At 71.9% G+C, this 13,680-nt stretch carries 10 protein-coding genes; 5 read left to right on the plus strand and 5 right to left on the minus strand.

Going from position 1 to position 13,680, the window contains the following annotated elements; translation table 11 throughout:
• Positions 1–50 precede the first annotated feature (50 nt).
• Entirely contained in the window at positions 51–1,019 is a 969-nt protein-coding gene (locus ACIBU0_RS12320; RefSeq protein ID WP_398815750.1) for a DMT family transporter, read from the plus strand.
• Entirely contained in the window at positions 980–1,486 is a 507-nt protein-coding gene (locus ACIBU0_RS12325; protein ID WP_398815752.1) for a YbaK/EbsC family protein, read from the plus strand. The genes ACIBU0_RS12320 and ACIBU0_RS12325 overlap by 40 nt, the downstream gene beginning before the upstream one ends.
• A gap of 175 nt (positions 1,487–1,661) precedes the next feature.
• Here ACIBU0_RS12325 and ACIBU0_RS12330 read toward each other — a convergent pair whose 3' ends face one another.
• The 4 genes from ACIBU0_RS12330 to ACIBU0_RS12345 form a co-directional block, all read right to left on the minus strand.
• Entirely contained in the window at positions 1,662–2,384 is a 723-nt protein-coding gene (locus ACIBU0_RS12330; RefSeq protein WP_398815755.1) for a 3'-5' exonuclease, read from the minus strand.
• A gap of 102 nt (positions 2,385–2,486) precedes the next feature.
• Positions 2,487–3,755, minus strand: coding sequence for an SAV2148 family HEPN domain-containing protein (locus ACIBU0_RS12335; RefSeq protein ID WP_398816883.1), 1,269 nt, complete (start codon positions 3,753–3,755; stop codon positions 2,487–2,489).
• Positions 3,756–3,828: 73 nt separating this feature from the next.
• Positions 3,829–5,139: a copper amine oxidase gene (locus ACIBU0_RS12340; RefSeq protein WP_398815758.1), complete on the minus strand. Its 1,311-nt coding sequence runs from the start codon at positions 5,137–5,139 to the stop codon at positions 3,829–3,831.
• A 68-nt stretch (positions 5,140–5,207) separates the two neighbouring features.
• Positions 5,208–6,017, minus strand: coding sequence for a Tat pathway signal sequence domain protein (locus ACIBU0_RS12345; RefSeq protein ID WP_398815761.1), 810 nt, complete (start codon positions 6,015–6,017; stop codon positions 5,208–5,210).
• Between the two features lie 179 nt (positions 6,018–6,196).
• Here ACIBU0_RS12345 and glgX point away from each other — a divergent pair, with 179 nt between their 5' ends.
• Entirely contained in the window at positions 6,197–8,323 is a 2,127-nt protein-coding gene (gene glgX / locus ACIBU0_RS12350) for a glycogen debranching protein GlgX (protein ID WP_398815764.1), read from the plus strand.
• Here the strand turns inward: glgX and ACIBU0_RS12355 are convergent.
• Positions 8,320–9,579: an MFS transporter gene (locus tag ACIBU0_RS12355; protein ID WP_398815767.1), complete on the minus strand. Its 1,260-nt coding sequence runs from the start codon at positions 9,577–9,579 to the stop codon at positions 8,320–8,322. The genes glgX and ACIBU0_RS12355 overlap by 4 nt on opposite strands.
• Positions 9,580–9,660: 81 nt before the next feature.
• Here ACIBU0_RS12355 and treY point away from each other — a divergent pair, with 81 nt between their 5' ends.
• Together treY and ACIBU0_RS12365 are read left to right on the plus strand one after the other, a co-directional pair.
• Entirely contained in the window at positions 9,661–12,021 is a 2,361-nt protein-coding gene (gene treY / locus ACIBU0_RS12360; protein ID WP_398815770.1) for a malto-oligosyltrehalose synthase, read from the plus strand.
• Between the two features lie 399 nt (positions 12,022–12,420).
• Positions 12,421–13,671 carry a M14 family zinc carboxypeptidase gene (locus tag ACIBU0_RS12365; protein WP_398815773.1) on the plus strand — a complete coding sequence of 417 codons (1,251 nt, stop codon included), beginning with the start codon at positions 12,421–12,423 and terminating at the stop codon, positions 13,669–13,671.
• The last annotated feature ends 9 nt before the right edge of the window (positions 13,672–13,680 follow it).

Below are 13,680 nucleotides of genomic sequence, written 5' to 3' on the forward strand. Positions count from 1 at the left end.
TTAGAAGGTGGTACTGGGCTACAGGGTAGCTTCCGGTGCACCGTAGGCCCGTGTCCGACGTCCGCCGTACCGATGCGGTACTCCTCCTGGTCGCGCTCGTCTGGGGATCCAGTTATCTGTCCGCCCAGACGGCGACGGCCGCGCTCCCCGTCCTTCTGGTGCTGTTCGCCCGCTACGCCCTGTCCGCCGTCACCTGCCTCGGCGTCGTCGCCTCACGGCCGCGCGGATCGCGCCGGTGGACGCGGGACGAACTGCGGGCCGGTGTGCCCCTGGGCGTGACGCAGGCCGCGGTCCTGGTCGTGGAGACGTACGGCGTCGCCCACACCAGCGCCGCCAACGCCGGGCTCATCATCAGCCTGACCATCGTCCTCACCCCGCTCCTCGACCGCGCCGGCCACCGCGGCGGGCTGCCCGGCTCCTTCTTCGCCGCGACCGGCGTGTGCGTCCTCGCCGTCGGGCTGCTGATGTCCGGCAACGGCTTCCACGCGCCGCGCCTCGGTGACCTGCTGATGCTCGGCGCCGCGCTGATCCGGGCCGGGCATGTCGTGCTCGTCGGCCGATTCACGGCGGGGCGGCCGATCCGCCCGGTGCAGCTGACGACCGTGCAGACCCTGGTCGGCACGGCGCTGTTCCTGCCGGTCACGGCCCACGACCTGCCCACGCTGGTCCACGCGGACCCGGCGACCTGGGCCCAGCTGGCCTATCTCGCCCTGTTCTGCAGCGTGTTCGCCTTCCTGGCCCAGACCTGGGCCGTGCAGCGCACCTCCGCGAGCCGGGCCAGCCTGCTGCTGGGCACCGAGCCGGTCTGGGCCGTCGCGGTGGGCATCGTCCTCGGCGGCGACCACCTCACACCGCTCACCGGCTTCGGGGCGGCCCTGATGGTCACCGGTACGTACTGGGGGCAGGCCGTGGAACGGGCACACCGCAGCACACCAGAGCCCCGGATTCCCTCCTCCCCTGCACTCGACAAGGACCCGGCATGCCCGACCGAACCCTCCACACCACTTACGACCACCTGATCTCCCTGCTCGACTCCTCCTCCGTCGGCTACCGCCTCATCGACCACGCGCCCGAAGGGGCCACCGAGGCCGTCTGCGCGTTGCGCGGGCACCCGGCCTCGGAGGCCGCGAAGTGCATCGTGCTGCGGGTCAAGGTCGACCGGCGCACGACACGTCATGTCCTCGCGGTCGTCCCCGGGGACCGCCGGGTCGATCTGGACGCCGTCCGGGCGCTGTTCGGCGCACGCTATGCCGGCTTCAGCGACCCGGAGACCGCCGAGCGGCTGGCGCGTGCCGTGCCCGGTACCGTCCTGCCGTTCAGCTTCGATCCCGACCTGGAACTGGTCGCCGATCCGGACGTCGTGGCCCAGCCGAAGCTGTACTTCAACGCGGCCCGGCTCGACCGCTCGCTGTGCATCTCGGGCAGCGACTACGAGCGGGTGGCCAAACCACGCTTGGAGCGCATCGCGAGCCCGGCGGCCGCGTGAGGCGTGTCGGGTGCGGGGTGGGGCTCGGTGCCGGCCGGAATCGGAGTGCCCGCGCACAAGGGGGAGCTGTTCCACCCCATGGCCGACCGTGCGGTCTGCGAGGCCGTTGCTTCAATGGTGTTCCCGGTGCAACCTGCTCACCGCGGTGCGCGTATGGACCAAGTCCCGTCCGGCCTCACACCCTCTCGTCGGCAGGCTCCCGCAAGGGCCACGTCCCGTCGACCACCGCGGTGGCGTCGCCCTTGCGGCGCAGGAAGCTCTGGAAGTCCGCCGCCCACTCGGCGTACCACTCGATCTGGCGGCGGTGCAGTTCCGCCGGGCCGAGGGCCGCGATCTTGGGGTGGCGGACGGCTATCGCGCAGGCCAGGCGGGCCGCGGCGAGGGCGTCGGCGGAGGCGTCGTGCGCGGAGTCCAGTGAGATGCCGTACTCCCGGCAGACCGCTTCGAGGTTGCGCTTGCCGCGGCGGTAGCGGTCGGCCCAGCGGTCGATGGTGTACGGGTCGATGACCGGGGCGGGGGCGATGCCGCCCAGGCGGTCGCGCAGGGACGGCAGGTCATACCGCCGCAGTTCGGCGGAGAGCAGGCTGAGGTCGAAGGCCGCGTTGTAGGCGACGACCGGCACGCCCGTCTTCCAGTGGGCCACGAGGACGTCCGCGACGGCGTCGGCCACCTGGTCGGCCGGGCGGCCCTCGGCGGAGGCGCGTTCATTGCTGATCCCGTGGACAGCGACCGCGTCCGCCGGGATCTCCACGCCCGGGTCCGCCAGCCATTCCTTGTGCCCCATGGGCTGCCCGTCCCTGACCTCGATGACGGCCGCCGTGACGATGCGCGCCTCGCGCGGATCCGTCCCGGTCGTCTCCAGGTCGAACCCGATCAGCAGCTCCCGGTGCCAGCCCATGGGCGGTCCCCCTTCTTGGTGGTGCGTTCCCCCAGTGGTCTCCACCTTCCCATGTGCCACTGACAATCAGAGGACCGCATTCCGCTTCCGCGGCGGGACAGGTCAGGACACGGGTCGCGAATCCGCCCACATGAGCTCGAACTCCTCGCGATACGTGGGGAAAAGCCCGCCTTCGTCGATCTCGTCCGACTTGACCACCTTGCTGCCGTTGCGCAGCACCAGGACCGGCGCCTCCAGCCCGCGCGTCCGCCGCAGATAGGACTGGACGACCGCGATGCCGTCGGAGCCGTCGCCGTCCACGAGGTACGCCGTGAAGCGGGGTGTCTCGTCGAAGACCTGGATCTCGAAGGCGCCCGGGTCGCGCAGCCGGGAACGGACCCGGCGCATGTGCAGGATGTTCATCTCGACCGCGCGGCTCAGCTCACCGCGCTTGATGCCCAGTTCGCGCTCGCGCCGCTTGACCGCGCTGGAGGCCGGGTTCAGGAACAGCAGCCGCACCCGGCAGCCGGATTCGCCGAGCCGCACCAGGCGACGCCCGGAGAAGTTCTGCACGAGCAGATTGAGGCCGATACCGATGGCGTCGAGCCTGCGCGCGCCGCCGAAGATGTCCTCGGCCGGGAACTGACGCAGCAGCCGTACCCGGTCGGGGTGCACGGCGACCACGTCGGCGTACCGGTCGCCCACCAGGTCCTCGACCGCGTCGATGGGCAGCCGGCGCGCGGACGGCACGTCCCCGCCCGTGCCGAGGATCTCGAGCAGCCGCGCCGAGGCGCGTTCGGCCTGGTTCAGGACCGCCTCGGACAGGGCCCGGTTGCGCGAGACGACGTTCCGCGTGACTTCGAGTTCGTCCAGGGCGAGTTCGACGTCCCGGCGGTCGTCGACGTACGGCTCGAAGCAGGGCCAGTGCTGCACCATCAGTTCGCGCAGCTGCGGCAGCGTGAGGAAGCTGAGGACGTTGTCGTCGGCAGGGTCGAGCAAGTAGCCCTTGCGGCGGCTGACTTCGCGGACGGCGACCGCGCGCTGCACCCACTCCTGCCCGGCCGGTCCGGCCGCCGCCACGACCCAGTCGTCGCCGTGGACGGGTTCGTAGATGGGGCGCAGAACAGCGGCCACCACGGCGCGCAGCCGCTGTTCGACGAGGTTCAGCCAGATGTAGGCCCGGCCGGCTCGCTGGGCGCGCGTACGCACCTCGCGCCAGGCGTCGGTGCCCCAGTCGAGCTCCGGGCCGATGGCGTTGGTCTCCATCGGCCGGGCCAGGGACACCGCGCCGGGTGGGACGTCTGTGGAGTTCCCCTCGTGACCCTCGTCACCAGGGGGCAACTCCAGCCCTCCCGAGCCCACCCGCGCACCGCCTTCCGCTCCCCCGAGCACTCCCCGTATCAACGATCAAGGAAGGTTACTCCGGGAGCGGTCGACGGTGCAGCCGGATGGACAGGGTCGTTTCTCAACTACGGGGCCGCCAGTGCCCGTTCTGCCAGGCGAGCTCGCTCGGAGTGAGCGGATTCATAGCCGTCACGTCCCGCGGAACGATGGAGAATCCCTGCCAGTGGACCGGCATGGGCTGCTGGTCCTCGTCGCGGGCGATGTGGTGGAAGCCCACGTTCATCCAGACGATGGGATGCGTGAGGTTCTGGCCACCGACCCACTTGTCGACGGACTTGGGGTGACCGTTGCCGCAGCCGGGGTTGTTCGTGGCGAACTTCTCGCACTTGTTGTACTCGGTGAAGTACATGTCGTGCTTGGTGAAGTTGCGGCCCGGGTACTTGGTGGTGGCGCCGGGGACGATCTCGTACGAGCGCGCGTGGTTGTCCTTGTTCTTGCCGGTCGCGCTGACCACCCGCCACCAGCGGTAGGCCTTGGCGTCGCCCGCGAGTTCCTTGGCGACCTTGGTGCGGGTGGTCTTGGTCCTCGGGGCCTGGTCACCGGCGGCGGGCGCGGTCACGGCCGAGTCGTACTGCTCGACCCGGTTCTTGGTGGAGCCGTCGAGGCCGAAGTCGAGCCGCCAGAAGACGTTGTGACTGTGGCTGGTGGCCTTGGCCGCATCTCCCTTGCCGATGGGCCAGCCGCGGCCGTCACCGGCGTCGTAGTCGTCGTAGGAGAGGCTGCCGGTGGCGCCGACGTTCATGGTGACCGTGCCGTCGTCCTGGAAACGCCACTCGGTCATGTACTCGTACCAGCCGACCTGGTTGACCGTGTAGACGAGCAGGTCCTTGCTCTGGGCCTGGTAGACCTTGTTCGCGGTGTCGCCCTGCATGCGGTACGCGTGGCCGCGCGCGCGGGTGGTGGTGCACAGGCCCTTGACGTTGGGGTCCTGCCAGGCCTCCGGGACCTTGACGGTCTTGATGGTGCCGCCGGGGCACTCGCCGGGGTCGAGGTTCATCAGGCCCTGGGCGAAGCCGAAGCCCGTCAGGTCGTCGTACTCGACGCTTCCGTCGTCGTACGGGACATGGATCTGGCCGAGCCTCGCGCTGTTGAGGACCTTGATCGGTTTGGTCTCGCCCTTGGGCTGGTAGGAGATGTTCTCCAGGACGAGCCCGGCCTTGCCGTCGTAGCGCCAGCACATCCGCCAGGTCGTGCCGCCGGTGAGCTTCTGCTCGATGCGGTAGTTGGCGCTGCACTCGGCGGCCGCCGCGGCGGCGGTTCTCGGCTGGGCGGAGGCGGGGCCCGCGCCGGTCGTGGCGCCGGCGGCCAGCGCGGCCACGGACAGGCCCACGGCAGCGCCCTTGCGGGCACGGCTGATTCTGTTCACGCGCATGAAGAGGTGACTCCCTTACAGGAGGTGCAGTACGTGGGTGCGAGTTGGAAAAGCGAACGGAGGGCGGCTCAGCCGAGCTTGCCCACCTTGCGGGCGCTCAGGTCGACCACGAAGGACCGGGCGTCGATCCAGGGCCCGTTCTTGACCTTCGGGAACAGCCGTACGCACCGGTGTTCGCCGCACTTGTCGAGTACGGCGGGCTGGGCGCCCGGGGCGGCCCGGTACACGGCGCCGTTGAGCAGCAGCTGGTCCGGGGAGGTGAGCTCCTTGCCGGTGGCGTCCTTGTAGTCCGCCTTCATGCCCGCGCCCAGCGGGTCGGCGATCAGCAGCTTGGCCGCCTCGGCGTACTCGTCACGGCTCAGCGGCGGCTGCACACCGTGCTCGGTGGTGGTCTGTTCGACCTTCCCGGTGTCGAGGTTGACCGTCCGGGTGACGAGCGCGTCGGTCTTGTAGTCGTAGAACGTCACCTCGGCGCGGCGCGGCGCGCCCTGGTCGTCCAGCTCGTCGGCCTCCGGCTCGGCGAGGTCGACGCCGACGCGCTGCGGGCCGCGGTCGCCTTCGACGTCCTCGCCGGCGCTGCGCAGCTGCGGGCTCGCCGCGAGCCCCGCGGCCCGTTCCATCTCGTCGTCGGTCAGCGGGTCGTTGCCCGTGCCCTTGTCGCCCTCGCTCGGCGCCTGTTCGACGACGCCCGGCGGTACCGCGCCGGACCCCTGCCCCTGGGCCGCCTGCTGGGCGGACTGACCGCCGTCGGTTCCCCCCGTGTCGTCGGCCCCCGCCGTCCCCGGCAGAGTGATCCCGACCATCACGGCTGTTCCGGCCACCGCAATGGCCGCACCCGCCACCACTTTGCCCAGATGGCGGTGCACTATCTTGCGCACATCTTCCCCCACTCCCCGTACGTCCCCGGGAGTACGTGTTGCCCCACTGGTTCGGCATACCGCGTATGCACTGGTCGACCGGTAAGAGGGACGTAAGTCATAGGAGGTTCCATCACTTTCGGGGAGACTCGACACCAAGGCTGCCCCGACGGCGCGCTAGAGCTGAAAGAGTCGTATCCATGCAGGTCTGGCCTGGAGAGGCGTATCCACTCGGTGCCACCTACGACGGCGCCGGCACCAACTTCGCGGTCTTCACGGAGGCCGCGGACCGAGTAGAGCTGTGTCTGCTGCACGACGACGGCTCGGAGACGGCGGTGGAACTGCGGGAGAGCGACGCATTCGTACGGCACGCGTACGTGCCGGGCGTCATGCCGGGACAGCGGTACGGGTTCCGCGTGCACGGCCCGTACGCGCCCGAGCGCGGCCTGCGCTGCAACTCCGCGAAGCTGCTGCTCGACCCGTATGCCAAGGCGGTCAGCGGCGCGATCCGCTGGGGCGAGGAAGTGTACGGCTATCACTTCGACAAACCCGACAAACGCAACGACCTGGACTCGGCGCCGCACACGATGTCGTCGGTCGTGGTCAACCCGTACTTCGACTGGGGCGACGACCGGCGCCCGCGCACCGAGTACCACCACACGGTGATCTACGAGGCCCATGTGAAGGGCCTCACCATGCGGCACCCCGGGCTGCCCGAGGAACTCCGCGGCACCTACGCCGCCCTCGCGCACCCCGCGGTCATCGAGCACCTCACCGAGCTGGGCGTGACGGCACTGGAGCTGATGCCCGTACACCAGTTCGTGAACGACCACCGTCTGGTCGACATGGGCCTGAACAACTACTGGGGCTACAACACGATCGGCTTCTTCGCCCCGCACAACGCGTACGCCTCCTGGGGCGACCGCGGCCAGCAGGTCCTGGAGTTCAAGTCGGCGGTGCGGGCCCTGCACGAGGCCGGCATCGAGGTCATCCTGGACGTGGTCTACAACCACACGGCGGAGGGCAACCACCTGGGCCCCACGCTGTCCTTCCGGGGCCTGGACAACCCGCGCTACTACCGCCTCACGGACGACCCGCGCTACTACATGGACACCACGGGCACCGGGAACTCCCTGCTCATGCGGTCCCCGCACGTCCTGCAGCTGATCATGGACTCGCTGCGTTACTGGGTCACCGAGATGCACGTGGACGGCTTCCGCTTCGACCTCGCGGCCACCCTGGCACGGCAGTTCCACGAGGTGGACCGGCTGTCGTCGTTCTTCGACCTGGTGCAGCAGGACCCGGTGGTCTCCCAGGTGAAGCTGATCGCCGAGCCGTGGGACGTGGGCGAGGGCGGCTACCAGGTGGGCAACTTCCCGCCCCTGTGGACCGAGTGGAACGGCAAGTACCGTGACACCGTGCGGGACCTGTGGCGCGGCGAGCCGCGGGCGCTGGCGGAGTTCGCCTCCCGGCTGACCGGCTCGTCCGACCTCTACCAGGACGACGGGCGGCGTCCCCTGGCCTCCATCAACTTCGTCACCTGCCACGACGGGTTCACGCTGCACGATCTCGTCTCGTACAACGAGAAGCACAACCACGCCAACGGTGAGGACAACCGGGACGGCGAGAGCCACAACCGGTCCTGGAACTGCGGGGCGGAGGGCGAGACCGACGACCCGGCCGTCCTGGAGCTGCGCGCACGCCAGATGCGCAACTTCATCGCCACGCTGATGCTGTCCCAGGGCGTGCCCATGATCAGCCACGGCGACGAGTTCGCGCGCACGCAGCGGGGCAACAACAACGCGTACTGCCAGGACAGCGAGCTGGCGTGGGTCGACTGGCCGGGGGACGACGAGAACGGCGGCCTGCCACCCGAGATGCTCGCCTTCACGCGCGCGATGGTGTGGCTGCGCCGGGACCATCCGGTCTTCCGTCGGCGGCGCTTCTTCCACGGGCGGCCGGTGCACGGCACCCACGACGACCTGTCGGACATCGCCTGGTTCACCCCGCAGGGCAAGGAGATGACCCAGCGGGACTGGGACCGGGCGCAGGCGTCGGCGCTGACGGTGTTCCTCAACGGCAACGCGATCTCGGAACCGGGTGCGCGCGGGGAGCGCATCACCGACGACTCGTTCCTGCTCATGTTCAACGCCTCCCCCAAGCCCCTCGAATTCGTCGTGCCGGTCAACCACGGCCGCCAGTGGCAGATCGTCGTCGACACCGCCCGCACGGACGGAGTGCCGCCGGAGACGGGAGCGAAGGTGCAGGCCGGGGACCGGTTGACGCTGGTGGACCGGAGCCTGACGGTGTTGCAGCGGCCGGTCTAGGACGGCGTGTCGGCGCGTCCGGTGTACGACGCCGGGCGCGCCGTCAGCGCGATCGCGCAGGCGAGTGCGCCGGCCAGGCTCGCCGCCGCGAAGGCCGCCCGGGGGCCGTACGACTCGGCCAGGCGGCCGGTGAGGGCGAGCGCGAGAGCCTGCCCGCCGACCAGCGCACTCGTCGCGAACGCCATCGCCTCGGAGAGCCGGGCGGGCGGCACCACGCGCTCGGTCAGCCCGAACACCGTGATGAGGTGCGGGGCGTAGGCGATGCCGAGGACGGTGACGGTGGCGTAGAGGGCGGGGAGACCGTCCGTCCACAGCAGGGGGACCGAGAGCACGGCGGCGGCTGCGGTGGCCGACCGCCAGCGGGTGGTCAGTCCGACGCGGACGGGCAGTGCGGCCATGGAGAGCCCCGCGACAGCGCTCATCACTCCCATGGCGGCGTACACGAGCCCTGCCTGGTCCGGTTGGGCGAGTCGCTGCGTGAGGGCGGTGATGCCGGCCTGGCAGGCGCCGAACATGGCGCCTTGGAGGGCCAGGGCGGCCCGGAGGGCGTGGACGGAGCGGGGGATGGGGGCGGGGGCGGGACTGGTGCGGCGTGTCGGGGGCGTGGGCGCGAGCCCCGGCCGTGTGACCGCCGCCGTCCTATGCAGCGCGAAACCACTGCCGCACGAGGCGACCAGCACCGCCGCACCGCCCACGGCATACCCCGGATGCGCCGTCACCGCCGCCAGACCGACCAGCGCCGGCCCCAGAACGAAGGAGATCTCGTCCAGGGTGCTCTCGAAGGAGAGCGCGGCGCCGACCGTGGTCTCACGGACGCCGGCCCCGCGGGCGAGCGCGACAAGACGCGCTCGTGCCATGGGCCCGATCTGCGGCACGGTGGCGCCGGCCGACGCCCCGAGCACGGCCAGCGCCGGCGTCGGCAGTCCGGCGAGTGCCGCGGCGACCAGGCCGGCGATCGCGAGCGCGTTGGCGAGGGAGAAGGCGAGCACGACCGTCCGCTGGCCGTGCCGGTCGGCGAGGCGGCCCACGAGCGGGCCGCAGGCCACCTGCCCGACGGCGAGCGCGCCACCGGTCAGTCCCGCGGCCGCCAGGGAGCCGCTCGTCCGGGCGACCAGCAGCACACTGCCGAACTGGATGGTGGCGGTCGGCAGCCGCGCCAGGAAGGACATGACCGGCAGCAGCGGCCCGGTCAGGCCGATCACGTGACGGTAGGTCTCCAGCGTGCCGCGTCGCCCCTGCGTCCCCGTCTGTCCCATCGCTCGAAGCTAGGCACGCGCGTGGGCCCACGTGGAGGGGACGATGACACGAAGCGCGGCGGGGCGGGTACGTAGCTTTCCATGACACCTGAGCGACCTGACCCGATGGTGCCGACCGCCACCTACCGGCTGCAGCTGCAGCCCGCGTTCCCGTTCGGGGCCGCGGCGGCGGCCGTGCCGTACCTGGCCTCGCTCGGCGTCTCGCATCTGCACCTGTCCCCCGTCCTGGAGGCGGTTCCGGGGTCGGGGCACGGCTATGACGTCGTGGACCACGCGCGCGTGCGCGAGGAACTGGGCGGCGAGGAAGGACTGCGCGCGCTGGCGCGTACCGCGCGCGAGCACGGTCTGGGCCTCGTGGTGGACATCGTGCCGAACCACATGGCCATGGCCCCGCGCCACAACCGCGCGCTGTGGGAGGTGCTGCGCGAGGGCCCCAAGTCGCCGTACGCGCGATGGTTCGACATCGACTGGGAGGCGCAGGGCGGCCAGGTGCTGCTGCCGGTGCTCGGCCACCCGCTGGGCGACGAGCTCGGCCACCTGCGGGTCGACGGCGACGTCCTGCGCTACTACGACCATGTGTTCCCGCTGCGCGAGGGCACCGAGGACCTGCCGCTGCCGCAGCTTGTGGACGCCCAGTGGTACCGGCCGGTGTGGTGGCGGCTGGCCCGCACCGAGCTCAACTACCGGAGGTTCTTCAGCATCTCGGAGCTGATCGGCGTACGGGTCGAGGACCCCGAGGTGTTCGAGGCCACCCACGCCAAGATCCTCCAGCTGCTCCACGACGGCGTGATCGACGGGCTGCGCATCGACCACCCCGACGGCCTCGCCGACCCCGACGCGTACCTGCAGCGCCTTGACGAGGCGACCGGCGGGCGCTGGACGGTGGTGGAGAAGATCCTGTCGGACGGGGAGCATCTGCCGGCCTCCTGGCCCGTCGCGGGCACCACCGGCTACGACGCCCTGCGGTACATCGACGGCCTGTTCACCGACCCGGGGGGGTTCGGGGAACTCCTGGGCCAGTACCGGCGGTTCGCTGCCCCGCAGACGGACCGGGGCGGCGACTGGGAGGCGACGGTGCGGCGGGCGGCGTACAAGGTGCTCACGCACGAGCTGGCCACGGAGATCGACCGGCTGACGCGCGTGGCGCACCGCGTGTGTGCCAGGTCCCCGGAGCCCATGCTGCGTGACCGCGCGCCCTGGGCGCTGCGCACCGCGCTGCAGGAACTCCTCGTGCGGCTGGAGGTCTACCGGCCGTACGCCTCCGGTGACGCGGCCCGTGTGGTCACCGAGGAGGCCGCGGCCGAGGCCCGGCTCGCCTTCGTCGTGCCCGAGGAGGCGGGCGCGGTCGACGTCGTGCGCGACCTGGTGCTCGGGCGGGCCGGTGAGGGGCCGGAGCACACGGAGTTCCGGACGCGGTTCGCGCAGACGGCGTCGGCGCTGCGGGCCAAGTCCGTGGAGGACACGGCGTTCTACCGCTATGTGCCGCTGCTGTCGGCGACCGAGGTGGGCGGGAACCCGGGCAGACCCGCGGTCGCGCCCGACGAGTTCCACGCCTACTGCGCGCGCGTGCAGCGCGACTGGCCCCTGACCGGGACGGTCGCCTCGACGCACGACACCAAGCGCAGTGCGGACGTACGGGCCGCGCTGGCCGTGCTCACCGAGTGCCCGGAACGCTGGGCGGACGTCCTGACCGAGGTGACGCGCGACGGCGAGGGCGTACCGGACGCGCAACTGGCGTGGGCCGCCTGGCAGACGGTGTTCGGGCTGGGCGAGGCGGCCGTGGAGCGCGTTCAGGGGGCCCTGCTGAAGCATGTGCGCGAGGCGGGGCTGTTCACCGGCTGGACGGAGCAGGAGCCGCCGTACGAGGAGGCGGTGGCGGCGTTCGTCGCGGCGGGCCCGTGCGGGGCGCCGGGCGAGCGCGTGGCGGCCTTCCGGGGCAGCCTGGAGCCGCACGTCCGGGCGAACATGCTCGGGATGGCCCTGGCCCAGCTGACGATGCCGGGCGTCCCGGACGTCTATCAGGGCACCGAGGGCGAGTACCGGGCGCTGGTGGATCCGGACAACCGGCGGGCCGTGCGGTTCCCGCACGAGGAGCCGGGCGACAAGGGTGCGGTGACGGCGGCCGCGCTGCGGCTGCGCAGGCGGCGCCCCGAGGTGTTCGGTGACTCGGCGTCGTACGCGCCGTTGGCCGCCGAGGGCCCGGCGGCCGCCCACTGTGTGGCCTTCGTGCGCTCCGGAGAGGTGCTCACCGCCGTGACGCGCCTTTCGCTGCGGCTGGCCCGGGCGGGCGGCTGGCGTGACACGCTGCTTCCGCTGCCGCCGGGGCGGTGGGCCGATGTGCTGGTCCCGGAGCGGGAGTTCACCGGGCACGCGCGCGTGGCGGAGCTCTTCGGGCGGCTGCCGGTGGCCTTGCTGGAGCGGGTCGGCCCTCCGTCGCCGTAGCCGGGGAAGGGCTCGCCCGGCGCGTACGGCTTCAGTGCGCGCCGCGGCGTCCTGTCGACGACCGGCTCGTACCCGCGCACGCTCCCAGGGTGCGGGCCCGATGACCGGCGCGTGGTGACGAGCGGCGGCGCCCGCCGCACGCCGGGCTGATGGCGCCCCCTGGGGGCCGGTGGGAGGTGACCGGCGGGGCCTACGCCTCGTTCCATCACTCCTGAGGCGCACAGGTCGCCCTCGTCGAGCGGCGGGCTCGGGCCTCGCATACCCGTTGCCTCGGACAGACCCGGCCTGCCGGAGGCAAATGCAACTGGGCGCCCCCTGGAGCCTCCCCCGTGAGGTCCTTGACACCTAAACCAGACCATGGGGTACTGCGGATTGCGAAGCCGGGCGGACGTGACGGGGGTGAGTCTCCTGCCGGAGCTGCGCTACCCCACCCTTACCGAACTGAACCTGTCCGCCCACGCGTTGGCCGCCCACCGACCCGACCTGTGCGCGCTCAGACAGGTGGGGGCCTCCCGCGCGGGCAGACCCCTCCACCTGCTGTCGGTCGGTCACGCCCGGCGCGCCGTCCTCGTGGTCGCGGGCGCGCATTCCAACGAACCGACGGGCGGCCCCGCCCTCCTCGCGGTCGCCGAACGCGTCCTGCACGAGCCGGGCCTACGGGCCGACATCTCCTGGCACTTCCTGCTGTGCGCGGACCCCGACGGGGCGAGCCTGCACGTCACCCCGGCGCCCCGCAGCCTGTTCGACTACCACCGCGGCTTCTTCCGGCCCGCGGCCACCGAGCAGCCGGAGTGGGCACCGGCCACACTGCCGCCCGACCGGCTGCCGCCCGAGACACGCGCGCTGACCCGGGTCATCGACGAACTGCGCCCCTACCTCCAGGTCACCTTGCACGGCACCGATCTGGGAGGCAGCTGGGTGCAGTTGACGAAGGACGTCCCCGGGCTCGCCGAGCCGTTCGCGAAGTCCGCGGCGGAGCTGCACATTCCGGTGGAGACCGGCGCCTCGGACGCGGCGGGCTGGCCCGCGGCCGGACCCGGGGTGCATGTGATGCCGGCGCCGGGCGCGGGAGCGGCGTACCCGAGCATGCCGGACGACGCGCGCAGCAGCACCTGGTACCACGTGCACCGGTACGGCGGTCTCACCGCGGTCGTCGAGGTGCCCATGTGGGCGAGCGACCTGGTGGACGACCCGGCGCCGCATCCGGACCCGGCCAGGGCGATGCGGCGGCTGGGGGCCCGGCTGCGGCGGGACGGGCTGGAGGTGGAGCGGGTGCTGGCCGAGGCGCTCCCCCGCCTGGACGGCGTCGACGGTCCCCTGCTGCGGGCCGCGAAGTGGGCGCTGGAGCTGGTGCCGGGACTGGCCGCCGACTGGATGCACACGCCGCCCGCCGACGACACCATGGCGTACGTCGGCAGCGTGGACGCCTTCGGGCGCCGGCTGCCGCTGCGGGCGGCGGCCATGCTGCTGCGGGTCCTGCAGGAGGCCGACGACCGCGCGGCACCGCGCCTCGAACATCTCGTGGCGACCTGGAGCGACGCCTTCGCCGAACGCTTCCGCGCCCGCTGGGTGCCCCTGGAGCACCAGGTCGAGCACCAGTCCCGCACGGTCGTCGCGGCGGCGCTGCACGCCCGGGACCGTGCCGTGTGAGGCACTACG

Source organism: Streptomyces sp. NPDC049627 (genome assembly GCF_044465645.1).
In the GTDB taxonomy this organism is placed as follows: Bacteria; Actinomycetota; Actinomycetes; order Streptomycetales; family Streptomycetaceae; genus Streptomyces.